Genomic DNA, 25,214 nt, shown 5'->3' on the forward strand with positions numbered 1-25,214 from the left:
ATTAATCGTTAAAAATATTTTGGCAAACTTCTTTGATTCTATCAAAATTATCTCCGATTGGCAAAAGGACATATTCTTCTTCAATAAATGTTTGATAAAGCAGTCCATTCGGGCTGATGTCAATTACTTCTTTTTTAATATTATCTAAGTCCAAACCCGCCGCTAAACCGATTGTTTGTTTAATGGCGGATAAGTTCATATCTGTTTTAACATTATTGCCAAGAACATCCATTAGATTATAGACCTTGACGGGGTTTGCTAAAACGCCCAGAGTAAGGGCTTTTTCTTTAATCGCCAAAATTATTTGCTGTTGGCGGCGCATTCGGTCAAAGTCATTCGTTGAATAGCGGGAACGGGCGTAATAAAGAGCCGTTTGGCTGTCCAATTCGCTTTCGCCTTCGGGCACATAAAAAACCCACTTTTCTTCGCCGTCAATTTCTTTAATAAACCAATGCTTGTCTTCTTCCCAACCCTCTTTCGCCCACTGGAAACTTTCTTCAAACGGCGTCTCTCTGTAAATCGTAATTCCGCCCAAGGCTTCAACTGTTTCTTGAAGCGCTCTAAAATCAACGCTTATGGCGTAGTCAACAAAAAGACCCGTCACTAAAGAGACAGTTTTTTTAGCGCAATCCAGCCCGCCGTAAGCATAGGCGAAGTTGATTTTTTTTGTTTCAGGAACGCACCAAATTCTAACATAAAGGTCGCGCGGCAATGAAATCAAAGCCGTCTTGCCAGTATCCTTTTCAATGCTCGCCAAAATAATCGTATCAGAAAGAAATCTGCCATCGTTATCATTATCTTCCGCTCCTCTCATTCCTAAAAGCAAAATATTAAGACGATTCGGGTCATCTTCCGGTAATTGAGGTAAGTCAGCCGAAGAAGGCAAAACAGCTCCCGTCCAATCAATCACTTGGCTCACGGTAAATCCCGCTTTAAAAAAGAAAAGCGCCAAAAACCCCGCCAAAACAAAAAGAGGACCAACAATCCAAATTAATTTTTTCTTCTTCTCCTGAATTTCCATAATTTAATTAATACCAACACCAGAGACAGTTAACACCGGGGACAGTCCCCATTCAGAATGGGGACTGTCCCCTAATTTTGTCCCCTAATTTCTCATTCAAACCACTTCTCCATTTCCTTCGCGCTTGTTTTTTTCTTCTTCATAATAATTTTTCTTTTTCGCCAGGCGTTGGGGGTTAGTTTAAATAGTTCTTTCATCGCTTTCCATGTATATTTTTCAAAAAGCAGGACATAGACCCAGGAAATAATTTCTTTTGGCAAAAACCAGGGCAGATGTTTAATGAGCAATAACGGCTGTTCGTTTTTTAATTGCATTAATCGTTGATTTTTAAAAGCGTGGAATTTGCCAAACTTGTTGATTTTCAGCCGTTCTCTCACGATTGATAAATAACCTTTCGCCGCGCTATCGCCCGCTGTTCGCGCGTGCCAAGCGACTGACTTGGGCTGATAAATTGCTTTCCATCCGCGCAATCGCAGCCGCCAGGCGAGATCAACATCCTCTTTATAACAAAAAAAATCTTCGTCAAAATATTCTTCTTTGATTTTAACATCCTCCAGCGCCTCTCTTCTGTAAACAGGCGCCGCTCCGTCCGCGCCGAATATTTCTTCACGATTCTCAAATTGCCCCTGGTCAATCTGTCCTTGTTCTCTGTTAATAATTCGCCTGTTTTTAAAAATGACCAAACCAGTCGTATCAATAATAGTCGACAGACCTAAATTCCAGCGCAAAAGTTTTCCCTGAACGGACGCTATTTTGCGGTCTTTCTTAAAAATTTCCACAGCCTCTCGAACGAATCCGTTCTCTAAAATAACATCTTGGTTGAGGCATAAAACAAATTCTCCTCCGCTCTTTCTTATACCTTGATTATGTCCAGCCGCGAAACCAACATTTTTTTTATTAAAAACAATTTTGAGGTTTTGCCTTTTTGGTAATTTCTTTAAATATTCAACCGTTCCGTCCGTTGAAGCGTTATCAATAATCAAAATTTCCAGTTCCGGGTAGGCCTGGCTAAAAACAGAATTCAAACAACTCTTAATATATTTTTCAGCGTTGTAAGTTAGAAGATTGATTGAGACCACCGGAAGATTTTTTTGCATAAGCCGCGTATAAAAGACCAAGATTAGCCATAAAAAACAAAAGGACTTTATCGTTAAGGAGAACTACATCAAATAAACTATATCCTAAAACCCAGATCAGAGCAAGAAAGAAAAAACTTGCCCAAGATTGCAAATAAGCGTCTTTTATTTCTTTTTTGTCCTGAAAAATGAGCCACAATTTTTTAATTATCTGCCAAAAAATCGCCAGTAAAACAAGAAGAGCAAAAATTCCCATTTCCGCAGCGACATCAAGATAAAGATTATGCGCCGAGGCTCCTCTTTTAACCGACGACATCTCTTCGTTAAGGACTAAGGGATAGTTCCCTATTCCCACCCCTAAAACAGGGCGCGCCGCGATTGAATCAATCGTTCTTTGCCAAATTTCTAAACGACCTCTAACTGATGTTTCCGCGAAATCAGCGATACTCCTCGCTCTTTCAAAAAAAGAAATTGTTTCCATTTTTGGCGCCATTCCCGTTCGCGTTCTTTCAGAAAGCAAAAGGATGCCTGAAGCAATCGGAAACAAAAGAAAAAAGATAATCAAACACCCAAAAATAAGTTGTATCTTTTTTTTCCAATTTCCAATAATTTTAGGAATAAAGAAATCCGTTTTTGAACGAATTGTTGGTGAATAAAAAAGCAGAATGCTAAATAAAAAAATCAGAAGCGCGCCTAAAGCGCTCACCCAGGCGCCTCTTGAGCCAGAAAAAATAATAGCCATTAAACATACGATTAAAAGAAAATAACCGAGATATAATTTTTTTTTAGCGTGTTTCGTGAAAATCATTGCTAATAAAAAAGGTAAAGAAAGAACGCAAAAAAGAGCGAAAGAATGAGAGTCGGGAAAGATAGAAAACATTCGCAAGGTTGGCGACTGGTAAGCGTAATAAGAAAACCATGTATTGCTGTAAGACAAAAGTTCGCTTAAATTTTGTCCGTAAAAAACGGAAATAACCTGCCTGTCCCAAAAATGCCAAAATGAATGCAGGGGAATAAAAAAAACAACGATTAATTGGGTAAAACCGATGGCCAGAGTCAAGCCAACTGCGACCTTGAGCGCGCTTAATATTTCGGAAACAGCTTCTTTGTTTTTATTAATCAAATTGCGAATAATTAAAAACAAAAGAAAAACATTAATTAGAAAAATAAATTTTTTGGCGCCGATCCAAAGATCATCCGCGACAAAAAGAGAGAGAGCGCCAATGATTAAAAAGACGCCCACTAAATATTCAATCAAACCATGCTTTAGATTCTCTTTTAGACGCCACTTTCCTAAACTGTTTTTAACCAAATTAATTGATACGCCTTGTCTAAAAAACAAAACAAGAAATAAAACAACTAACAAAATCCGCCAGTTTGCCATATAATCAAAATTTTCGGTTAATGGCAAGGCGACAAACAAAGGGATAGAAGCGATAAAAACCCAAAAAGAATCCTTTAAGGGAGCGAAAATGAAATAAAAAATCATCAAGCCGGTCAAAAACAAACTTGCTTCTCGAGGGACGACGCCAAATACCATTAAAAAAATAACCGCCAATTCGGCTAAAAGAATAGTTATGTTTTTTGCCTTTGATGAATTCATGTAAGTTTAGTATCCCTTCAACTTAACCGCGTTTTCGTGTTGGCGAATTCTTTCTAACGCTTTCGCTTCTATTTGCCTGATTCGCTCTCTTGTCACGCCAAATTCATGTCCGACTTCTTCTAATGTGTGGGTAATATTATCTTTTAGCCCAAAACGCATTTCTAAAATTTTCTGTTCTCGCAAAGACAAGTCAACTAAAATTTCTTTTAATCGTTTTTTAAGCATTTTTCTCGCCGCGACTTTGGCGGGAGAAATTGTTTTTTTATCTTCAACAAACGCCCCCAAATTACTGTCTTCTTCGTCGTCGCCTACGGGCGCTTCTAAAGAAATTGTCTCTTGGGAAATTTTCATAATTTGCCTAACTTTTTCGATGGTCTCTTCCATTTCAACGGCGACTTCGTCAGGCAGGGGTTCTCTCCCTAAATCTTGAAGAAGTCGTCTTCTGATTTGAGTATATTTGCTAATCGTCTCAACCATATGAACTGGAATTCTAATTGTTCGCGATTGGTCGGCAAGCGCGCGCGTCACCGCTTGGCGAATCCACCAGGTGGCGTAAGTGGAAAACTTATACCCCTTATGATAATCAAATTTTTCAACTGCCTTAAAAAGACCAATATTGCCCTCTTGGATTAAATCAAGCAAACTTAAACTTCGGCTTCGTCCAGCGTATCTTTTGGCGATACTCACGACCAGTCGCAAATTCGCTTGAGTTAAGTTTTGTCTTGATTCTTCATCTCCTCGTTCAATCCCTTTAGCGAGTTTGACTTCTTCTTGCGCGGTCAACAGCGGAATCCGCCCAATTTCTCGCAAATACATTTGAACATTGTCAAACGATTCCATCCGAAGAGGGATTTTATCTTTGTCCACCTTTTTGACTTCATTGGACGCGTCCAAAAAATCAACTGATTCAACGACTTTTATACTTACATCCTTCAAGCGATCATAAACCCTTTCCAGTCCATCAATATCGTCCTCTACTTTGGGGATTATTCGCAACAATTCAGAGTTTGTGACAAACCCCTTTTCCTTGCCTTTCTGAATTAATTCTTCAATTTGCTTTTCGGTGATGAGCTCTTTTTTCGCCCGAGGTTTTCTTGGTTTTTTTCTAATAGCTTTTTTTTGAGCTGTCTTTTTTGTTTTGGTCATTGTATTTTATTAAATTTTTCAGTTAATTGTTTTAATAATGACTGGTCTCCCCTATTCTCCGCTTCTTTAATATCCAGCGATAACTTATTTCTTTTTTTCCTTAAATATCGATCTTTTAATTGATCAAAACAAAACTCCATTTCTTTCTCTGGATTAAAGTCCTCCCGCATATCTTTTCGCGCTTCTATCATAAAAGTTAAATAATTTGTTTTTTCAAACAAATCCAGCGGCAAATTGTTTTTAAGATTTTTTAAGTCCTTTTTCCAACCAGCGTCTGTTTTTAGCGCTTCAAATATTTGTTTCAACTCCAAACGCGCGAATAAACCGTTCGCTTCGTCTTTGTACTTTTCAAAATGTTCGGGGTGAGACAAAACAAGGCCGATTGTGTATTCTTCAGAATCAAATAATGTCGGGTTCAGGTTGGTTTCTTCTTGAGAAAACTTTTTTTCTGTTTTAACCTTATCCATTTCTTCAATTAAAGCCGCTTCTTGAATTTTCAACCGCGCCGCCAATTCCTGAAGCCAATGCGCCTGTTCAACTTTATTAGAAATCTTTTTGAGAACCGGCAAAATAATTCCGCTAATTTCTTTTTTACCGTTCACTGTTTCTTTGTCGTTTTTTGAAAAAGCGCCGTCAAAATAAAACGCGACCAATTCCTCCGCTTCGCCAATCGCTTTTTCCCAGACATGAGCGTCTTTTCTGATGCAATCCGCTGGGTCTTGATTATCGGGCAAAACAATGACTTTGGCGTTAAAACCAAATTGAAGAGCCAAGTCAACTCCTCTTTTTGTCGCCATCTCTCCAGCTGTGTCCATATCAAAAGCCGTTGTTAAATTTTCTGTATATCGCTTAATAATTCTCAATTGTTGTTCCGTGAGGGCGGTTCCAGAACTAGCGACCGCGTTCTTAACTCCCGCTTGATGCGACATAATTACATCTGTTTGTCCTTCCACTAAAATACAAACATCTTTTTGCCGAATGTCAACTTTCGCCTTGTCTAATCCATATAAAATACAACTCTTATCGTAAATAAGCGTATTGGGAGTATTAATATATTTTCCCATGCGCGCGTCAGGATTTTTAGGATTTTCTCGCCCCGTAAATCCGACAACCGCACCATTAAGATCGTTAATAGGGAAAATAATTCTATCGCGAAAACGATCGTAATAATTTTTACCTTGGACGGCTAAGCCAGTTTTCAAAATACTATCATCAGCGTAGCCGCGACCGCTTAAAAAATCAAAGAGTGATTGCCAGCCCCTGGGCGCGTATCCGATTTGCCATTCTTTAATTGTGTCTAAATGGAGACCTCTCTCAACAAGATAATCCCTCATTTCCTTTCCTGTCTTGCTTTCTTCCAACTGCTTCACAAAAAAACGGTTGGCTAAATCGCAAATTTCATAAAGGAGTGTCTTTTCAGTTCTAAATTTTTCGGCAAATTTGGTATCTGTTTTTTTTAATTCCACTCCCGCTTTTTGAGCTAAAGTCCGCAAAGCGTCGCCAAATTCCAACCCCTCCATCTCCATGACAAAATCAAAAATACTCCCCCCTTTGCCGCATCCGAAACAGTGCCACATCTGCTTTTCGGGAGAAACCATAAAAGAAGGCGTTTTCTCCGCGTGAAAAGGGCAATTCGCGCGATAATTCCGCCCCGTCTTCTGCAGGCGGATATATCCCTGAATCACATCCACAATATCCAATCGGTTTTTAATTTCATCTATTGGAGAATCAATCATAGGTTATTTTTTCAAATAAAACTTTCTTTTCTTCTCCTCAAACTTTTCAATCGCGTATCGCAGCATTGTTCTCGGCATTTTTCTGTAATGTTTTTTTAAAAACCGTTCTTCTGTTTTTTGGTCCCTGTTTCCAACTTCCCTCAACATCCAACCAACCGCTTTGTGAATTAAATCATGCTTATCCTCCAAAAGCGCTTCCGAAATTTTGAGCGTGTCTTCAAAGTCGTTGTTTTTAATAAAATGGTAAGTAGATAAAATAGAAATTCTTCTTTTCCACAAATTAGGCGACTTGGCTAATTTATATAAAATTCTTCTGTTTTTGTTTAGTAAATAGTCCCCTACAATCTGCGGCGCGGACGAATCCACTAAATCCCAGTTATTGACATTCTCTATGTTTTTTAAGTAAAAGTCAAAAATCTTTTTTTGACCCTTCGCGTCCGATTTTTTGTATTGGAGAATTAAAATATATAAAGCGACTGACCGATGGTCGTGAATCTTGCTCAAAAGCAATTTCCGCAAATCCCCCATCCCTAAATCAGCGTATTTTTTCGCGCATAATCGTTGTTTCGGCGCGCCAACCCCCAAAAAAACATCGCCCTCCCCATACTCCCCCTTTCCTGTCTTAAAAAACCTCGCCGAAACCTCCGCCCGTCTTTTATCCCCCGCTTTTCGCAATTCGTTTTTTAATTGATTCAGCATTTTTTAGAGCGGAGAGAGCGGGAGTCGAACCCGCGATACCTTTCGGTATACGCGCTTTCCAAGCGCGCGCAATCGGCCACTATGCGACCTCTCCTTATATAAACAATAGCCGTTACAAATGTTCAACCAGTTTCTTTTTTAATTTTTCTAATTCCGAAGAGTCCAAAGGATCGCCTGAAACGCGCTTCAGGCGGCTAATTTCTTTTTCTAATTCACCCTTCGTCAAGCCGTCCTCTAAAGCTCTTTGGAAAGCGCCTTCGGTGTAGGCTCGCTCAGATTCAGACAATTCAGGAACGCTTCGCAATATCTTCTTAAATTCGTCCCGATATATTTTTTTACCGTCAGAAAAAAATAATCCCATATTATTACACCTCCATTCCCCTTAAAATTTTAACTCTTTCTTCTATCGGGGGGTGGGTCATGAATAGTTTGCTTACTTTTTTGCCTTTGAAGGGATTGGCAATATACATATGAGCAGTTGCTTTGTTGGCTACTTTTAGAGGGGTCGCGTCTTTGGATATTTTTTCGAGCGCTTTTGCCAGCCCTTCGGGATAGCGCGTCAACAAAGCGCCATTGGCGTCGGCCAAAAATTCTCTTTTTCGGGAAATGGTCATTTGGATTAAGAGAGCGATGAGCGGCGATAAAATCGCGAGAATAATTCCAACGACCGCCATAATCGCGCCAAGTCGTCCGCCGCCATCATTGCTCCTCCGTCTGCCGCCAAAAATACTCCAGCGCAGAAACCAATTAGAAAGTAAAGCGACCAATCCGACCAAAACAACGACAACCGTTTGCAAAAGAATGTCCCTATTTCCGATGTGGCTCATTTCATGCGCCAAAACCCCTTCCAATTCTGATTTTTCCAATTTTTCCAAAAGCCCTCTCGTCACAGCGACAACGGCATGCTCCGGATCGCGTCCCGTCGCGAAAGCGTTCGGCGACGCCTCATCAATAATGTAAATTTTGGGCAAAGGCAATCCCGCCGTAATAGCGAGATTTTCAACCAAGCGATACAATTCCGGGCTGTCGCTCTTTTTAATTTCCCTCGCTTTGCTGATTTTCAAAACAATTTTGTCCGAATACCAATAAGACGAAAAACTCATCGCTGAACTGAAAATAACCGCAGCGACCAAAATAACCGGACTCTCAAACTGATAACTAAAAATCCAGCCGAGCCCGATGATAAAAATCAAAAAAAGCGAAATCAAAACCCAGGTCTTCCGGATATTGCTGTCTTTTTGAGTGTAAAGAGTAGCCATTTATTAGAAACTGACTTTGACCGGCTCCCTTTCCGCTTCGTTTTCTGTCTCAAAGAAATCTCTTTTCTTAAAGCCGAGCGCCCCAGCGATTAAGTTGTTGGGGAATTGTTGAATTTTAATATTGATGTCGCGGACATTGCCGTTGTAAAATCGGCGCGACGCTTGGATTTTGTCTTCGGTGTCGGTCAATTCTCTTTGCAGTTCCAAAAAATTTTCGTTCGCTTTCAAATCGGGATAATTTTCTGACACGGCGAATAATGATTTCAAAGTTCCCGACAAAATGTTTTCTTTTTCCGCTTTTTCGTTTGGATTTTCCGCGCCCATCGCCGCCGTTCGGGCTTGTGTTACTTTCTCAAAAAGCGTTTTTTCATGCGCGGCGTATCCCTTAACCGTTTCAATCAAATTAGGAATTAAATCATATCTCCTTTTTAATTGAACATCTATATCGGACCACGCTTCGTCTGTTCTGTTTCTCATCTTAATCAAGCCGTTATAGATGGCGATTAACCACAGAACAACAACAACCGCTAAAATAATTATAACCCACAAAATTGTTGGCATATTTTTTTATTCCCCAAAAACCAAATCTAACTTTTTTCAAAAAATTAAAGCCAATTTAAGAGGTGTTTTTATCGCTTCTTTTACCGCCATTATACTTCCAAAAACATATTTTCGCAACTAAAAAGTGTTCAACGTTGAACGTTGAACACTTTTAGGTTTGACCTCAATTAAAGAAAATTACATCATTCCTGGCATTCCGCCACCCATTCCTCCGCCCATGGGCGAGCCACAGGTGTGTTTTGGCGCGGGCAAGTCAGTAATGACGCATTCTGTCGTCAAAAGCATTGCCGCGGCTGAAGCGGCGTTCTCAAGCGCCGCGCGAACAACTTTCGTCGGGTCAATTACGCCCGCTGCGAAAAGGTCTTCGTATTTATTAGTCGCCGCGTTATATCCATAAGCGCCCTTGTTCTTCTTAATCGCGTCAACAACAACCGAACCGTCTTGTCCGGCGTTATTGGCGATTTGCCTCAACGGCTCTTCAAGCGCTTTCTTCAAAATAGCCAGCCCGATTTTTTCCTCTCCTTTCGCTTTAACTTCATCCAGCGCCGACAATGCTCTGATCAGCGCGACGCCTCCGCCTGGAACAATTCCTTCCGCGACTGCCGCTTTCGTCGCCGCCAATGCGTCGTCTGTTTTGGCTTTTTTATATTTTTGTTCTGTTTCGGTCGCAGCGCCAACTTTAATCACTGCCACACCGCCTGACAATTTTGCCAGCCGTTCCTGTAATTTTTCTTTATCAAAATCAGAATCGCTTTTGCTTAATTCCATTTTAATTTGATTAATTCTCGCCTCAATTTCCGACTTGCCTCCCTGCCCTTCAACAATCGTCGTGGTTTCTTTATCAGTAATGACTTTGCGCGCGCGTCCAAGCATTTTTAATTCGGCGCTTTCCAGTTTAAGTCCGACTTCTTCGGAAATAACTTGCCCGCCCGTCAAAACGGCGATATCCTCCAACATCTCTTTGCGGCGATCGCCAAACCCAGGCGCTTTAACTGCCAAAGCGTTAAAAGTCCCTCTCAATCGGTTCACAACCAAAGTCGCCAAAGCGTCTCCGTCAACATCCTCGGCGATAATGACGACATCCTTTTTGCCGCTTTGAGTAATTTTTTCCAAAAGGGGCAAAATTTCTTGAATGCTTGAAATTTTCTTATCCGTGATTAAAATATACGGGTCGTCGTATTCCGCTTGCATTTTTTCGGTATTTGTGACCATATAGGCGGAAATATATCCTTTGTCAATTCTCATTCCTTTGACGATCTCTTGGGACATGCCAAGTGTTTGCGACTCTTCAACTGTCACAACGCCGTCTTTGCCGATTTGCTGGATAACTTCGGCGATCATATTGCCGATTTCAGAATCCTCGGCTGAAATAGTCGCAACCTGCGCGATTTCCGCTTTCCCGGCAATTTTTTTTGACATCTTTTTTAATTCGCTCACCACCGCCTTAACGCCTTTTTCAATTCCCTTCTTTAACGCCAAAGGATTAGCGCCCGCCGTCACATTTCTCAAACCCTGCGTCACAATCGCTTGCGTTAAAATAGTCGCCGTGGTTGTTCCATCGCCCGCCATATCATTGGTTTTGCTGGCAACTTCTTTAATAATCTCCGCGCCAATATTTTCAAATTTATTCTCCAATTCAATTTCCTTGGCAATCGTCACGCCATCGTTGGTAATTTCCGGAGAACCAAAACCCCTGTCTAAAACGACATTGCGTCCCTTGGGACCTAAGGTCACTTTAACGGCATTAGCTAATTTATCAACACCCTTTTTAAGCAGGTGTCTGGCTTGTTCGTCAAATTTAATTTGTTTTGCCATAATTTTTTTATTTATTTATTTCTCTAAAATCGCCAAAATATCTTCTTCTCTGGCTATTAAATATTCTTTTTTATCTATTTTAATTTCGCTCGGGCCATATTTGGCAAAAAGAACGATGTCGCCTTTCTTAACGCTCATTGGCTTTTTGGGTTTGCCTGGTCCAACCGCGACCACCTTGCCTTGCTCCGATTTTTCTTTATCGGCTGTGTCAGGCAAAATAATACCCGAAGCCGTTTTGTCCTCAACCGAAATTGGTTCAATGAGAACTCTATCAGATAATGGTTTGATTTTCATAAACTAATAAGCGAAAAACAACAAACGATAAATAAAACACAATTATTTGCCGCCCGTCATTCTCCGCTTCTTTAATATTTTTACACTGCCAATCCTGAATCCTTTTCCTCGCCTAATTCGCTCAATCTTAATTGACGTATTTTTTGATTATACTTTTCTAAAATTAATTTTTCGGGCGAGACCGGATGAAATTCCAACTGCTCATCATTAAAAAACACCCTGCCTCCTTTTTGATTAGTCAGGGGATCTTTTTTAATCCGCCCTTCTTGAAATCTCTTCAAGAGTAATTCTAACTTATCACCTACCTTATTGTCAAGAATTGATTCAATCGCTTTTCTAAAAAAACCCAATAAATAACTCGTTTTTACGCTTCTTAAATATCCCTTCTTGGCAAGCGGATAAAAAAGTAAATAGTCCCCGACCCAAGAATTTTCTTCCTGAAACTTGCGATACAAGAAAGGCGGTTTTTCCTCCCAGATAGGCGTCAAGCGCGCGTAGGTCTGGGCATTATACAAACTTTGAAAAGGAATTTTGAGCGATTTATCGGTTAAGTAATGATTGAGGCAAAACCGATTTTTGGTCAAATTATTATGCCGCCTCTGCCCGATTAAATGGATAAACAAAGTCGTCAGCCCTCGACAAGTCCAGATTCTGCCAAACTTGGAAACAATCAAAAGGTCTATATCTGATTTGTCTTTCGTATTGTTCATCGCCAAAGAGCCACTTACCATAATTAATTTAATAAAAGGAATTAATTGCAAGAAATAGATAACGCGTCGCGCCTTCTTCCACTTCTTATCCGCTATTTTCTGCCTTTCAATTCTTTCCTCAACAATCCCCTCTCGCCCGCGGAGAAAATAAAGCCCGTTTTTCTCGCCAATCGCTTTTTTTAATTCTCGGCTATTTTCCAACGCATTACAAAACGGGGACAAAAAAGATGGGGACAGTCCCCCGTCTTCGGGGGCTGCCCCCATCTTCTGACAATTTATCCCATATCTAAAAATCTCCCAACCATTAAGCGGTCTGTCTAAAACATCATAATAAACAAGAGTCGCCAAAACTGACTTTTCTAAATGGGTCATATAATTATATTATACCTTATCCTGACCAAACAAAAAAGGCGCTCGGTTTTTTACCAAGCGCCCAGTTTTATTCCCAAAATCCCGAAAAATCCATATCTTCAGGATAAGGATACGGCGGCTGTCCAAATATCGCCACCCATTCTCTGCCCTTCCCAAGATCGGTAGTAATAGGAACCCCCGCCCGACACAGTGGACATGGCGCTTCTCTTAAATCATATTGCTCCAACTTTTTAGCGAAATATGGATAGTATTGTTCTACTCCTAACGATTCAGCCGTCTGTCCGCCCCTGTCAACAAAACAAGTCGCCGCTATAATATTTCCATTAACCGCGTTTCGGAAAAGTTTAGCGACTTCCTTTATTGTCGCGCCGTTGTCAACAATATTGTCATGGATGATAAAAGCGGTGTTTTGATAATATCCCAATAGTTTATCTGGAATTATATGATAATCTTGACCTTCATTATCCCTAACCAGTTGGGTTCGGGCAGGGAAAAATGGAATGCGGATGACCGATTCAAAGAACGCGGCCAATGACAAACTAAACGGAATTGCCCCGTAGGCCGGACCGATAATCCCAACTTTTTTTACCCCGTTAAATCCTAGACCTAAAGTTAAGGCATTAGCCCCGACCCGATCAATAAGACTTATCAGTTTTTTCGCTCCCATTTTCGGAAATTGCTCTTTGTTGATATAAAGATTACCATGGGCATAACCCTCCTCATAAACAAAATGCCCTTCAGCAACCACACCCGTCTCTTTAATAAACTCACCTGTTCCAGTCATAATTTCTCACTTCCCCTTTCTACAAAAACTCATTAATCTGATCTCTCAATTCTTTGGCTTTTTGCGCGGCCGCGGCGGCGAAGTCGTCTCCTTGGCTGGCAAAAGTAATGCCTGATGAAGAATTAATAGCAATAGAGCCGGGACCCATATAAGCAGCTCTAACGGTTTCTTCAATAAATCCGCCCTGGGTTCCAATTCCCGGAATTAGGAACCATAATCTATTGCCGACAACTACCCTGGCGCGGGATAAATGCTCTGAAAAAATCTTTCCAGAGCCCTTCGGATATTCGTGAGCTGCCGCCATAACTAATCCTGCGTTTTCCACAATCCCCAAACCTTCAGCCCATTCTAATATACGACGGGCCATAAAAAGCCAATACGGCCACTCTTGTTCAGTCATTATATCCTGAACTTCTCTCGCGGAAGGATTACTGGTATAACACAGGCCCACAATCGCCCTTCCAAGATGTTCTTTATCAACAAGATACTCCATACAATCTTTCCCCATATACGGAGAAAAATTCATCCCATCAACACCATCAATCTCAAAATGAGCAATCTTGTATCGCTGTTGCGTCCGACCAATATCGCCTCGTTTGCAGTCCAAAAAAACAGGAATGTCGGGATATTTGTGATGAATATAATCCACTATAAATCGCAAAATATTATGACCATCTGGTAATGCTTCGTAGTGCGCCTTTTGCGGTTTGAACATTGAAGCAAATGGAGCAGTAGCATCAACTATATCTCTTAACCACAACTCAACGGCGCTATTCAGATACCTTCTATCAATCCTTTTAGCATAAAGATTAGGAAGTTTCTCTACTAACGGGTCAAGTCCCACGCAAACCAAAGAACTAATTTTTTCTTGGCGTTCTGCCAACATTTCTCTGAAATTTCGCATAACACTCCTCCTTTATTTAAAAGTTAAGGAACTATTTATTTGCGATTATTCTACCAATATTGATGAATTAGTCAATGTTTTACCTTATTTTTGCCTTTAATCCTAAAACAAAAAGGCGTCCAGTTTTATTTTTTAAAACCGAACGCCTGCGCTGAAATTAATTTTTTCCAGTTAGTTCCCTCCAGTGACTTTTGGGCCGATATCTTAGAGATCCTGCTTTACATAACGGGCAATTTTCTGGACTAACTGTCCAAACTTCTTTTTCAATCAAAGCTATCGCTTTCTGTTCTCCATAATCAACTGGCAGTTTTGATGGTCTGTGAATTAGGATACCAATTTCTGGCAAAAAATTCACCGGTTCAGTATTGCCTTCCTCTACTGCTCGCCGCACTTCCTTAAATGTTCCACTAGTGGTAACAAGTTCTTCTATTTGAAGAATAGTTGCTCCAGCTGGAATAGTCATTCGCCGCCAAATCATTCTTTTGCCCTTCTGGTCAGTCGGATCTTTTTCAGTAAAGGCATGGACAGCGCCAATGGCCTTGGCTACTTCATAAGAAAAAGTAATAGCCGAATAAGGGGAACCAATAGTCCAGTCCACCTTATTTACTCCGTTCTGTTTTAGTTTCCGAACAAGTTCCTGAGCTAAATTTTCGTTTAGATATGGATATTTTAGAACTTCAGAGCAATTAAAATATCCATTACTACATAGACCCGAAGTTAATTCCGCATGCGGTTTTTTGGAATTGCCATCGTGAATCCATACTGCGTTGCATTTATCAAACCAACCAAGGATCATCTCTGGATCCATAGTGCCTTCATCCATAATTCTACCTCCCCATATCTCTTCTTACAAACATTGTTGGTCGCCATGGATATTGAATAAAAACAGAGCCAAAACTAATTGCCTTCGCGCCAATTTGCCTTAATCTTTCAATGTCCTGAAATTCCCATACACTCGGTCCAATTACCGGAATTGAAGTTAGTTCAATAATTTCCCTAAGAAATTTCCACGTAAACGGTTGAGCTACTCTCCCTGAAACGCCGCCATCGCTCAAACGAAATAACGGACTTTTTTGGTTAGGAAAAGCAGTTTTCCAAGGAACGCTGTTAATATCAATAGCTTCAACTAATCCTTTTATCCGAGGAAGAATTGCTTTAATATTATGAACAACTGAAAGTTTAAGAAAAATTGGAAATCGGCTTACTTCTTTTACTGCTTGGCATCCTTTAATAATTTTTCTAGTATTTTTCAACCAATCACTTTCGGTGTTGGGGCAAGAAGCGTTAATTTCCAAACCAACCAAGTCAAAATCATTTAATATAATGGCCATTTCGGCAAGCTCTTGAATGTTATCCGAAAGAATAGAGCCAACTATAGGAATTTTCTTCCTATCAACTTTTGGACCAATTTTTTGACGCCACCATTTAATCCCTGGATTAGTCAGTCCTGCGGCATTCACAACGCCGCCCGGCAAAAAACGAATACACCTAAACGGATTATGCCAGCGTAAATTTCCTTTTTTAGGTTTATAAGTAAGAGTTTTGATAACAACCGTGAAAAGAGACGGATCAAACAACTCAACCCATTTCAAAGACCATTCCCATGGCCATCCGGCCCCATCAAAACCTAATGCCCCGCTCGCCGCGACATACTCAAACCGATGACCATTGGAAAGTTGTATCATTTCTTCACCTCCTTTTCAATATTCAAAAGTTAAGGAACTATTTATTTGCGATTATTCTACCAACATTGACGAATTAGTCAATCCCAAAACAACCGCTTGGGCGATTCTATCGCTGATAATTGATTTTTCGCTTGGGATGACTTTAAATTTTTTAATATCAGACAAGTTGATTTTATTTTTCTTCAAAAATTTATCCAATTCAACCAAAAGCGTTTCGCTTAATTGATAAAGGCCGTCCCATTTATGGACGGCGATTTGCTTTTTACCCAGTTTAAGAACCAAGCAAAGTTTTTCTCCTGACAAATCAATAATTAAAGTCATTTCTCTTTTCTTTTTTTTTCTAATTCCCTAATACCATTTTCGCTAAAGCCAAAATGATGAGCGATTTCGTGCCAGACAGTATTTTTTACTAAATCAATTATTTCTTTTTCGGACTTGGCCGATTTTTCTATTGGTTTCTGAAAAATACTGATTTTATCTGGCAAAATATTGCCAAAACCCCTGCCCCATGCTGTCTGCGGCACTCCGTGATATAATCCAAAAAGAGAGTTTGCGGATTTAAGTCCAAGATCTCGCATTTGCTCTGGAGACGCGCTTGGCTCCACAACAATCTCCACATTATCCATTTTTTGACGGATATGCTCTGGTATTTCCAAAATCGCTTTTTCGACTAATTTATTAAAATCATCTGTTCGCATACTATTAGGAAAAAATCTTAAACTTTGATCTTAAAAACCTTATTCCTTCGCTGAAAACCGCTTATCATTTTAACATCATCGCGCGAAACACCAAAATACTCCGCTAAAGCGTTCGCGACCGCCCGATTTGCCATCCCCTTAATCGGTTTCTCCTTAACCCAAATCTCAAAACTATCTTCAGATTTTTTAATAATTTCCTTCTTCCCCGCCGAAGGAAAAACCTTAACTTTAATAAGCATATAAATTTTCTATTTTTTGTGTATTATACACCGATACTTAATGAGCGCGCAATCTTGACAATTTATATAATATATACTATCATACCATTAGCACTTTAAAATATTAAACAAAAGGAGGAGGAAGAAATGAAAAAATCAATCGGTATCGCGGCAATGATGGTTGTGGTTTTGTTGTTTATCGCTCAAACGGCGCAAGCAATTCAACCTAATAACCTGCAAAACGCGGTCTTATCTTATCTTGACCAACCAGATTTTGCTGGAAAGGAGTTTTGGCAAAAACTAAGCAACACTAAAACAGAGATTGAAATGATAGATTTTTCTGAAGGAAATATTTATCTTTCAATTGACACTAATGATTACAGCAAAAAAATACTTGATTTAATCTGTATAAACCCTAAACAGATTGAATTCGGCAAAACAGAACAGGCCGACAGATATTTTTTCCGTTTGCCGATTGATAATCTTAAAATAGATTTATCAAAAAAGGTAAGATATCAATTTGGCAAAATCACTTATGATATTTCTATCCCTGAACTTTACGCCTTCATTTCCAACAGAAGCGTTTATGGCGGATACCTGAATGTTTTAAGAAGTATTGAAAATAACACTATTGCTATCTTTTTTAATCATGGCGCTTTTGTCGCTAAAAAAGGAGAAGTGTCATTGGAAAAACTGGCTTCCCGCATTACAGCTGGCGCAACCAGCAAAGAAGCCAAGGCCCAAAAACTGCTTGATTTTGTCACTGCGGAAATTGAATACGATTACGCGGAGGCATTGTCTAGCGCGGAAACGCTTAAAAGACCGAATGAAACTCTGATGACTAAACGGTCTGATTGTAGCGGCAAGGTTATTCTATACGCTTCATTATTAGAGCAAGCGGATATTGATTATCGATTGCTCTACATAGGCGACTCGTCGGTTGATCACATATCTGTGGCTGTTGAAGGCAGTTATCCTAATTCAAACAACCTTGAGTTTGAATTAGGAACAAAGAAATATAGTGTCGCCGAAACCACCATTGAAGAATTTAAAATCGGCAGAAGTATACCAGCGACCGTATTTGGTCATAAAATACGCCTATCTTATATTAAGTATATCCAAAAGCCGGGAAAGGATTCTAAAATCCTTGATGTAAAAACCGGCGAACCGTTGGAGTTCTATTAACAAAAACAAAGAGAGCTTAACCAGCTCTCTTTTTCATTTAAAATTATCCGCGTCAATTTCAATCCAATCGCGCGCATTCATATCCCATTTGAAGGCCGTCATCCTGCTTGTTTTTTCGTCCTTACTATAAACATATTCTTCCCCTGAACCTGAACCGATGCGGCGAGAAAAAAATGTTTTTTTATCAAGCACAACTGGTTTTGTCGTAAACTCTAACTTAACCCTGCCGATCGGGCTTTTAAAGGTAATATGTTCAACATCCACTCCCCCGCGTTCGTCCAAATGCTCGTTCCCAAAATCTTCCACCTCAAACTTATCCTTAATATCACCCACTAAATTTTCCCATTTTTCAGGCAACATATTTTTATTTTGATAATTCTTCTTTCGCCGCTTCCTCTCGATAGGCGCAATAATCGCATTCGCTGTTTGCCAAAGGAATTTTATTATTCATCATACACTTATGGGCGTCAACAATCGCTTTTTCCACCCAAAAATCATCACCCTTATACGGAATAATTTTCACATCAAATTCTAATTTCCCATCAAACGCTTTTACATCTTTTTTACCATTACAATAAACAAAATATCCCGTGTCTGAAATTTTCAAATCGTTTCGCCGTAAAAGCCATTGATAAATTTCCATCTGCCTCTTATATCCGTCCTGCCATTCCGCGTCTAAATTAACATCGCCATCCTTACTCGTCGCCTTATAGTCCACAACATAAACAATTTTTTCTTTATCAACCCATAAATCATCAACCGCTCCGGTAATAATTAAATTGGTCGGTTCATGAAAATATTGAACGCCCTTAAAATTTTCTCTCCATTCATTCAATTTTGGATGACTAAAAGGAATTAAATTCAAACAATATTCCTCCATAAAAGGATGCGCTTTATTCTCCGCCCGATGAATATCAAATTCTTTTTTAAGCAAAAAGTCCACCGCCGAGTTTAAACTAAAAGGATAACCGGGCGGCCTGCCGACGCCCAATCGCCGGTCAAGATAAAAACAGCGCGGACAAGACAAAAACAAGTCAATCTTTGAACGGCTTAATTTGAAAATATCCTTTGATTCCGGGTCAAAAAGATTATATTTTCTCTTTGGGTTATAGTATTGCGACATAATTACATCTTAAACATTTTCCGCGCGGCGAGCATTTGAATTTTCTTCATCGCCTCATTGGCGCAATTTTTGACCGCCTCCTCTTGTGATTCCTTGTTTAATTCCCCATTCAAAACAACTTCCTCTATTTCCATCTTGCCATTCACAACCACCTTGACGCCATTCTTCTCCGCTTCGGCTTTTTCTTTCCCAAGTTCGCCCTGCAACTCCTTTAATTTTTTTAACTCTTTTAATTTTTCAAACATAGTATTTATATTATATCACTTCTTATCCACATATTCAACCTTGACTTATTGTATGTTTACTATATACTTAGAATATTAAGACGAAAGGGAATCCAAACGGCTTGCTGCCTAAGGAGACTCTTTCTTTTTTTATTGTTTAATTTTTCTTTTAAATATCTGCGAAATTTTACTAAATTAACAATCCATGCCGGCCTGCTGGATTTTGTCCCCATATATAAATTCTGTCCATCTATAAATGCCAAATTGTTTTCAACTTTTTTCTTTCTCATATCCCCATTATACCAAAAAAACATTCTCTTGGCGATTTTTCCCGCAAAAAATCCCTTTAGCAAAATTCTGCCAAAGGGATTATTTTATTTTTTCCTCCTTTTGTTTCTAATTGTCTCTCTTTGAATAGAAAGCTGAAGCTCATAAAGTTCGTCCCATCTCCAACTTCTCTTTCGCCTTTTCTTCATTACCCCGGTTATCTTGCTTTCATCAAGAAAAACCTCTTTGATAAACTGAATTGCTTCATGCGGCGTCAAATTTCCGAAAATATCATGCCACCTGCTGTGAAATCTTCTCGGGAAAATTTTTACATTATCTGACTCATTTCCCCCGCCCCTACTCTCTGGAATGATATGATGCTTAGATGGTTCATTTTTTCCGTTTCTACCATTTTTTCTAGCCAAAATATCCTCCTTTATCTTTTATATTTTTAAGTTACTATTTTCTTATTCTCTCCCTATCACAATCATCACCTTTTCTATTTCCTCAATCGGCTCGTGATAACCGGTTGGATAATCTCTGATGGCATTAAATAAAATTTCTTCCTGATAACGATATTTTTCTCCTCTTATTGTTCCTGGGTCATTGACAATAAATTCCCCACTGTTCGCGTCATATCCCCAAATCACGATCATATGCCTTTCTGGTCCGGGCGGGGTAAAATATGGATTTCCCAATAATTGACCATTAGCCGGTATAATTACCACACTACCTTTCTCTATTTCGTTAATAATATCTTGAAGAACAATCTCTCTTTTCACTTCCGCGGCATTATATCCAAAATATCCTTTAATAATTCTTTCCATCGTGTCATAACTGGATGTATCTCTGTATTCGCCAAACTCTTTTTTTTGATAATCAGACATAGCGATAATTTCTTCTTTTGCCTCTTCTTCGTTCAGCCCCTTTCCTCTTGCCCAAGAAACGGCCATCAGAGAGGTCGCTTCTTCGCAACCGTCTTGAAATATTGGATTATTCCATTCAGCAAATGGCGCTTGAGGGATAAAAGGGACGTCAAATATCTCATAACTGTTTTCCAATAATATTTCTTCTTTTGTTGTTGCTACTACTGCTTCTTCTTTCTTCTCCTCCAAAGATTTTTTCGGAAAAAAGAAAAAAAATGCCATCAAAACAACGGCTAAAACAACAATCCAAACTATCTTATATCTCTTTAAAAAATTCTCCATCTTGCTTACCGCCAATAATTTTACTAACTATCATATTTTTTGGCCGCGCGCTTTATTAATGTTGAACTTGACCTAATCTTTCTGCCGCAACCATCTATTAACTTTATATTTAATTTTTTGCAAATTTCTGCTTCGGGGATATCGTTTAAATTTTTCCTGTCTCCGCCATTGGCAAAAATATCTGGCTTTATCTTTTGTAAAGACTTACAAACTGTTTGATCGTTGTCAATAGAAATAAAAACCTCATCAACCCATCTAATCGCTTTTAGTATTTCGGCTCGGTCTTTTTTATTCATAAAAGGAATACTGCCCTTTAATTTTACTTGCTTGTCATTATTTACTATTACTACCAAACAATCACCAAGCAATTTAGCTGTTTTAAGTAAATCTAAATGACCAATATGAAGCGGATTAAAGTATCCGCTTACAGCTACTATAATCTTTTTTTTCATATAAATATTTTTGCCCATTTTATAATTCCTCACCCAATAAAATTTTATATTTCCCAAAAAGATCTTTCATATTAATTTTTCTCTTTCAATCTTTTACTACTTTTTGGAGGTTGTAAATAATTTTTCCCACAGACGACTTTTTTGCCTGTTTTACTCTCTAATTCTTTTCTCGCGTTTTTAGCGATACGACCTCCTTTTCTGGCTGGCGTTTTGCTTTCTTCCAAACCCCTTGCTTCCATCGTTTCGGCTATTTGCCGAGTAGAAAGTTCTGCCAACGCTGTAAAAACCAACTCTGCGTCCGACATATGGTCGCGCAAGTTTTGCGTTTTTAATTTTTTCAAATTTTTATGCTCTTTGACCGACAAATCGCTCCATTCTTTGTGGATAATATTTGTTAAAATAGCGTATTCGTCTTTTTCTTTGACTTTGTTGTCTTTCCAATAATCAGTCAGTTTATTTCTGATTTCTTGCCCCATCATTCTTTGCTGTATCCACTTCTTGCTTCGTCCCATTCTTTGCCAATAATCCCGACTGCGATTTAACGCTTTTCCCGGATCATTCATTTCCTCTATTCTTTCATAACCGACTTTTGCCAGCCACAGTTTTACTGGCTCAGCTTTTGGCGACGGAACGGACTGGATGAGACGCAACAATGTTTCTACATCAGATGTATCAGTCAAATAAAATTTTCCATCTGCTGCCTCAAATTTCAGTTGGTGACAATTTGACACCGACTCGTTTCCCTCTTTTTTAAGTCTTTCTTTAAGTTTATTCCAATACTTTCTGGCAGTTTGATAATCGGCTTGTTGAATTAACGCTTGAATAATATCTACTACCGAAAAATACCATTTTTCTTTTTTCTCGTCCCAAAGACGGCGGATTTTTTGACCTTCAAAAATTGTAATTTGTTTATTGTTTATGCTTTTAATTGTTCTCATAAAATTTTATATTTCCCTAAAAAATCCTTCATACCCTCATTATACCAAAAAACCGCCCCCTTGGCGATTCCTAAAAAAGGTTCCTGACGCCTTTTTTGTCCCTACGGCTGGAAAATTTCCTCTGGCAGAAAACGGACTTGCTGGACTTCTGGAAATTGCTTGGCTGTCGCTTCAATCTGAAACCAAAGAATGCCCACGCGACAGGAACCGCCAACTGTTTTGTTTTTAGCGTCGTCAAATTCAAGAGTTAAAACCCCGTCCCTCAACAAAGCTCCTTTTAAAGAAAGCCCCTCCAACGGATATTCACTGTCAATTCCTTGAGCCCGCTCTTCGTCGGTTAATTCGCCCGAAAGCAAAAGTTTAATCGCATCTTGAATCGGCGTTTGGGTTATGGGAATTTCTCTTTCAACTGGCGCCAACCCTTCCCTACTACAAGCGATATTGCCCGATTCATCTCTATCTAGTTCTTGATTGTAATAATATAATTTTATAGGCGGAGTCTGTAATTGCCAGATAGAATAATTAAGATAACCGGCAAAACTGACCCAAAGAAGATACGGCAAAAGAAGAAGCGCCGCCTTCCATGAGATTTTGTAAAAAACAATGATTGTCCCAATAATCGCGAACCAGAGAAGGACGATGTCAATAAACGCCCAGCCGGGATTTTTTAATCCAAAAAAGATAATTGACCAAATCGCGTTCAAAAAAAGCTGAACACCAAACACGCCAAGCGCCATTTTTACATCTTTTCGCTCAAACCCTTTCTTCCATACCAAAAACGCGGCGACGCCCATGAGAAAATACAATGTCGTCCACGCGGGACCAAAAACCCAACTTGGAGGATTGAATGCCGGTTTCGCGAGCCCAGCATACCAAACAGGTATCGCCGAAACGGTAAATACCGAGCCGATAATCCCGGCAATTTCGCAAACTCCAACAGCAATAATCAATTTTAAAACATTATTTAACTTCATAATACTAAAATTTAACAAGTCAAATGTAAGCCAAATATTACTTTTTTTCTAAACAAAGCCGATTAAAAATTTGAACAGCTTTTTCTGTTGGCTCAGCAATCAACTCAATCCCCTGTTTTTCTAAATATTCTTCTGTTTCTTTTAAAACTTTCATCAATCCAGGAGTCCCAGCGCCAATAATCAAAACATCCGGTCCTTCATCAACCGCTTCTTTTATATCATCAATACAAACCTCATGCCCTTGCTTCCGCCACCATTTCTTTACTTTGTTAGGATAAATAATAATATCAGCATCATATCTTTTCCCATCAATCATTATCTCGCCAAAATTGTAAGAATCTATGTGCATGTTTTTATTATACCAAAAAACCGCCCCCTTGGCGATTTTTATAGTTGACAAAAAATATTAATATGATAGAATCACGACAGTACTTTTTTAATTAACCCTAACAAAAGGAGGAAAAAATGGGAGATAACAAACCTTTCGTACCACTTAAAGACGGCTTTGGGATTCAGCCTATGGGTCCATCCCCATTAGGTAACGGCGATATGCACGACACTTTTAAAAGCGACCGAGAAGGCAATATTTCTAAAGGACATACTACCGTCAGAATTCCTGGCGGGAAAACAGCCCACATGCCCTGGACCCCAAAATAGGCCGGCGTTAACTTAAAAGGAGCTCAAAATAACGAGCTCCTTTTTTCATTTCCCGCAAATCCCCTTTATCTCCCGCGCTAATTCAGGAAATTCCGGCTGATTAAAATGACCTCTATCCTTAAATATTCTCACAGTCGCGTCGGGTAAATCTTTTTGATATTTCCCGAGGTCAAGATAAGGAACAACCGGGTCGTCTTCGCTATGATAAATAAATATCTTGCCGCCTTGCCCCTTAAACTTTTTTAAATTATTTAATATAACGAAATCTCCCAACGGCTCTTCAATATCTTTTTCATCATACGGTGGAGCAATCAAAATTGAAGCGCGAATTTTCTTTGGAAATTTGTTTTCCGAAAGATATTTCGCCAAAAATACCCCGCCTAAAGAATGACCAATTAAAACAACATTATCATCTAATAAACGAGCGATTTTCCTAAACAACATTTTCCATTCGGCATATTTAGAATTCATCGGATTTGGCATTTTCAGCAATAAAACATCAAATCTATTTCCAAGTTCCTCTCGCAAAGTATCTTTCCATCCTATTTTTCTATACCTATCTAAGTCAACTTTCAAAAATTTCAAAAACGACAGATAATCCTTATCTGTTTCAAAAGCAGAACCACCATGAATCACAACAATTTGCTTTGTCATATTATATTATTTTTTATAACCCGTTCCCTCTCTCAATTTGCTCGGCTGACTTTAAAATAATCTCCGGCTTGCCTCCATATTCCTCAACTTCGCCTCTTATCCTAACCATCTGACTTGAATAATATTTTTCCGGATTTTGAACAAATTCATCCAAATCAGAACTGAAAATCACCCCGACAAAACATTGTTCAGGATAAGCGTCTTCAAAATTCAAAAAAACCGTATTGGTTTGGGAGCGATAACCATCAGCCACCCACCCCTCAACAATCACCTCTTGCCCATAATATTGAGCAGACGAACAAGCGTCAATTACTTTCAAACCAGTTAATTCAGAAGTTAATTTTGACCAGTTATAATTTCCATCCCTGTTAATCGACTCCGCTCCTTGTCCGCTCCACTTGCAACCAACCTTATTTTCAATAGCGACTCCTTCCGCCAAAGCAATTTCTGATTGATATTTGCTCCCCTCATAAGAAGCGCGAGCCACAACCAGCCCCTCCTGAACCATTTTCAACCCAATATTAACATCATCCACGAAAACATATCGCAAATATCGGCACCACTGGTCCAAATCATCCCCGCCCATCTCCAAAACCGCCTCCTTGCCCAAAACCAGTTCCTCCAATCGCTCTTGAGCCGCCCCATAGCACGGCTTGCCCCTTTCATCCGCGTCAAACCACAAAAGACGGACTGAATAACCACCCTCAATCAAAACCGTGTCCCCGTCAATCACTTTCGTCACCATCCGAACCGCTCCATCCTCCAATTTCGGCGTATCAGAACAACCACCGCTCTCTTGCGCTAAATCATCATCAATCAATCTTTCAGAATAAAAAAACCAAACAACCCCGCCCACAACCAAAACCCCAACCATTGCCGACAAAACTATTTTATATTTTATTAAAAACTTTTTCATATCTTGACCCATACCCCCATTATACCAAAAAACCG

At 39.4% G+C, this 25,214-nt stretch carries 31 protein-coding genes and 1 tRNA gene; 1 reads left to right on the plus strand and 31 read right to left on the minus strand.

The annotated features are described in order from the left end of the window. Position 1 precedes the first annotated feature (1 nt). The 20 genes from KKF19_03315 to KKF19_03410 all read right to left on the minus strand — a co-directional run bounded on the left by KKF19_03315 (position 2) and on the right by KKF19_03410 (position 16,602). Entirely contained in the window at positions 2-1,021 is a 1,020-nt protein-coding gene (locus KKF19_03315; protein ID MBU2579953.1) for an LCP family protein, read from the minus strand. Between the two features lie 92 nt (positions 1,022-1,113). Next, a complete protein-coding gene (locus KKF19_03320; GenBank protein MBU2579954.1) occupies positions 1,114-2,118 on the minus strand; it encodes a glycosyltransferase family 2 protein in 1,005 nt (334 codons plus the stop codon). Continuing rightward, positions 2,066-3,700, minus strand: a complete 1,635-nt coding sequence (locus KKF19_03325) for an O-antigen ligase family protein (protein MBU2579955.1) — start codon at positions 3,698-3,700, stop codon at positions 2,066-2,068. The genes KKF19_03320 and KKF19_03325 overlap by 53 nt, the downstream gene beginning before the upstream one ends. 6 nt (positions 3,701-3,706) lie before the next feature. After that, a complete protein-coding gene (locus KKF19_03330) occupies positions 3,707-4,846 on the minus strand; it encodes a sigma-70 family RNA polymerase sigma factor (GenBank protein MBU2579956.1) in 1,140 nt (379 codons plus the stop codon). Next, a complete protein-coding gene (gene dnaG, locus KKF19_03335) occupies positions 4,843-6,582 on the minus strand; it encodes a DNA primase (protein ID MBU2579957.1) in 1,740 nt (579 codons plus the stop codon). The genes KKF19_03330 and dnaG overlap by 4 nt, the downstream gene beginning before the upstream one ends. A 3-nt stretch (positions 6,583-6,585) precedes the next feature. Then, on the minus strand, positions 6,586-7,281 hold the full coding sequence (locus KKF19_03340; protein MBU2579958.1) for a DNA alkylation repair protein: 696 nt from the start codon (positions 7,279-7,281) through the stop codon (positions 6,586-6,588). Positions 7,282-7,290: 9 nt separating this feature from the next. After that, positions 7,291-7,375: transfer RNA gene (locus tag KKF19_03345), tRNA-Ser, on the minus strand. Between the two features lie 18 nt (positions 7,376-7,393). Next, positions 7,394-7,642, minus strand: coding sequence for a hypothetical protein (locus tag KKF19_03350; protein MBU2579959.1), 249 nt, complete (start codon positions 7,640-7,642; stop codon positions 7,394-7,396). 4 nt (positions 7,643-7,646) lie between these two features. Beyond that, entirely contained in the window at positions 7,647-8,540 is an 894-nt protein-coding gene (locus tag KKF19_03355) for a M48 family metallopeptidase (GenBank protein ID MBU2579960.1), read from the minus strand. 3 nt (positions 8,541-8,543) lie between these two features. Then, the gene (locus KKF19_03360; GenBank protein MBU2579961.1) at positions 8,544-9,101 is read right to left on the minus strand and encodes a LemA family protein; all 558 of its coding nucleotides are present in this window, start codon (positions 9,099-9,101) and stop codon (positions 8,544-8,546) included. Between the two features lie 177 nt (positions 9,102-9,278). Next, a complete protein-coding gene (gene groL / locus KKF19_03365; protein MBU2579962.1) occupies positions 9,279-10,916 on the minus strand; it encodes a chaperonin GroEL in 1,638 nt (545 codons plus the stop codon). Positions 10,917-10,931: 15 nt separating this feature from the next. Beyond that, positions 10,932-11,210, minus strand: coding sequence for a co-chaperone GroES (locus KKF19_03370; GenBank protein MBU2579963.1), 279 nt, complete (start codon positions 11,208-11,210; stop codon positions 10,932-10,934). Between the two features lie 80 nt (positions 11,211-11,290). Next, complete coding sequence (locus KKF19_03375; GenBank protein MBU2579964.1) at positions 11,291-12,292, minus strand: hypothetical protein; 1,002 nt, start codon at positions 12,290-12,292, stop codon at positions 11,291-11,293. A gap of 67 nt (positions 12,293-12,359) precedes the next feature. Further along, positions 12,360-13,076, minus strand: coding sequence for a hypothetical protein (locus KKF19_03380; protein MBU2579965.1), 717 nt, complete (start codon positions 13,074-13,076; stop codon positions 12,360-12,362). A gap of 19 nt (positions 13,077-13,095) precedes the next feature. Then, complete coding sequence (gene pyrF / locus KKF19_03385; GenBank protein ID MBU2579966.1) at positions 13,096-13,980, minus strand: orotidine-5'-phosphate decarboxylase; 885 nt, start codon at positions 13,978-13,980, stop codon at positions 13,096-13,098. 157 nt (positions 13,981-14,137) lie between these two features. After that, the gene (locus KKF19_03390; protein MBU2579967.1) at positions 14,138-14,803 is read right to left on the minus strand and encodes a hypothetical protein; all 666 of its coding nucleotides are present in this window, start codon (positions 14,801-14,803) and stop codon (positions 14,138-14,140) included. Positions 14,804-14,807: 4 nt separating this feature from the next. After that, positions 14,808-15,665: a hypothetical protein gene (locus KKF19_03395; GenBank protein ID MBU2579968.1), complete on the minus strand. Its 858-nt coding sequence runs from the start codon at positions 15,663-15,665 to the stop codon at positions 14,808-14,810. Between the two features lie 51 nt (positions 15,666-15,716). Then, complete coding sequence (locus KKF19_03400) at positions 15,717-15,986, minus strand: hypothetical protein (GenBank protein MBU2579969.1); 270 nt, start codon at positions 15,984-15,986, stop codon at positions 15,717-15,719. After that, positions 15,983-16,363 carry a metallopeptidase family protein gene (locus KKF19_03405; protein MBU2579970.1) on the minus strand — a complete coding sequence of 127 codons (381 nt, stop codon included), beginning with the start codon at positions 16,361-16,363 and terminating at the stop codon, positions 15,983-15,985. Before KKF19_03405 ends, KKF19_03400 begins: the two co-directional genes overlap by 4 nt. Positions 16,364-16,380: 17 nt before the next feature. Further along, on the minus strand, positions 16,381-16,602 hold the full coding sequence (locus KKF19_03410) for a DUF167 domain-containing protein (protein ID MBU2579971.1): 222 nt from the start codon (positions 16,600-16,602) through the stop codon (positions 16,381-16,383). 126 nt (positions 16,603-16,728) lie between these two features. On the opposite strand from KKF19_03410, the gene KKF19_03415 reads away from it, so the two are divergent. Then, a complete protein-coding gene (locus tag KKF19_03415) occupies positions 16,729-17,766 on the plus strand; it encodes a transglutaminase-like domain-containing protein (protein MBU2579972.1) in 1,038 nt (345 codons plus the stop codon). Between the two features lie 33 nt (positions 17,767-17,799). Here the strand turns inward: KKF19_03415 and KKF19_03420 are convergent, their stop codons facing one another. The 11 genes from KKF19_03420 to KKF19_03470 all read right to left on the minus strand — a co-directional run bounded on the left by KKF19_03420 (position 17,800) and on the right by KKF19_03470 (position 25,179). After that, a complete protein-coding gene (locus KKF19_03420; protein MBU2579973.1) occupies positions 17,800-18,126 on the minus strand; it encodes a hypothetical protein in 327 nt (108 codons plus the stop codon). A 4-nt stretch (positions 18,127-18,130) separates the two neighbouring features. Beyond that, positions 18,131-18,889, minus strand: a complete 759-nt coding sequence (locus KKF19_03425; protein ID MBU2579974.1) for a PD-(D/E)XK nuclease family protein — start codon at positions 18,887-18,889, stop codon at positions 18,131-18,133. A gap of 2 nt (positions 18,890-18,891) precedes the next feature. Beyond that, positions 18,892-19,134 carry a YbaB/EbfC family nucleoid-associated protein gene (locus KKF19_03430; GenBank protein MBU2579975.1) on the minus strand — a complete coding sequence of 81 codons (243 nt, stop codon included), beginning with the start codon at positions 19,132-19,134 and terminating at the stop codon, positions 18,892-18,894. 353 nt (positions 19,135-19,487) lie between these two features. Beyond that, positions 19,488-19,805, minus strand: a complete 318-nt coding sequence (locus KKF19_03435; protein MBU2579976.1) for an HNH endonuclease — start codon at positions 19,803-19,805, stop codon at positions 19,488-19,490. Between the two features lie 42 nt (positions 19,806-19,847). After that, on the minus strand, positions 19,848-20,588 hold the full coding sequence (locus tag KKF19_03440; GenBank protein ID MBU2579977.1) for a C39 family peptidase: 741 nt from the start codon (positions 20,586-20,588) through the stop codon (positions 19,848-19,850). 23 nt (positions 20,589-20,611) lie between these two features. Beyond that, positions 20,612-21,040, minus strand: a complete 429-nt coding sequence (locus tag KKF19_03445; protein ID MBU2579978.1) for an adenylyltransferase/cytidyltransferase family protein — start codon at positions 21,038-21,040, stop codon at positions 20,612-20,614. 71 nt (positions 21,041-21,111) lie between these two features. Then, positions 21,112-21,978, minus strand: coding sequence for a hypothetical protein (locus tag KKF19_03450; protein ID MBU2579979.1), 867 nt, complete (start codon positions 21,976-21,978; stop codon positions 21,112-21,114). Between the two features lie 101 nt (positions 21,979-22,079). After that, positions 22,080-22,952 carry a tryptophan-rich sensory protein gene (locus KKF19_03455; protein MBU2579980.1) on the minus strand — a complete coding sequence of 291 codons (873 nt, stop codon included), beginning with the start codon at positions 22,950-22,952 and terminating at the stop codon, positions 22,080-22,082. 37 nt (positions 22,953-22,989) lie between these two features. Continuing rightward, positions 22,990-23,352, minus strand: coding sequence for a hypothetical protein (locus tag KKF19_03460; protein ID MBU2579981.1), 363 nt, complete (start codon positions 23,350-23,352; stop codon positions 22,990-22,992). 302 nt (positions 23,353-23,654) lie between these two features. Beyond that, positions 23,655-24,263 (minus strand): alpha/beta fold hydrolase, encoded by a 609-nt coding sequence (locus KKF19_03465; GenBank protein ID MBU2579982.1) that lies wholly within the window; start codon positions 24,261-24,263, stop codon positions 23,655-23,657. A gap of 13 nt (positions 24,264-24,276) precedes the next feature. After that, the gene (locus tag KKF19_03470; protein ID MBU2579983.1) at positions 24,277-25,179 is read right to left on the minus strand and encodes a thermonuclease family protein; all 903 of its coding nucleotides are present in this window, start codon (positions 25,177-25,179) and stop codon (positions 24,277-24,279) included. Positions 25,180-25,214: the final 35 nt, after the last annotated feature.

The organism is Patescibacteria group bacterium, assembly GCA_018830295.1.
In the GTDB taxonomy this organism is placed as follows: domain Bacteria; phylum Patescibacteriota; class Minisyncoccia; order Portnoybacterales; family UBA2143; genus JAHJSM01.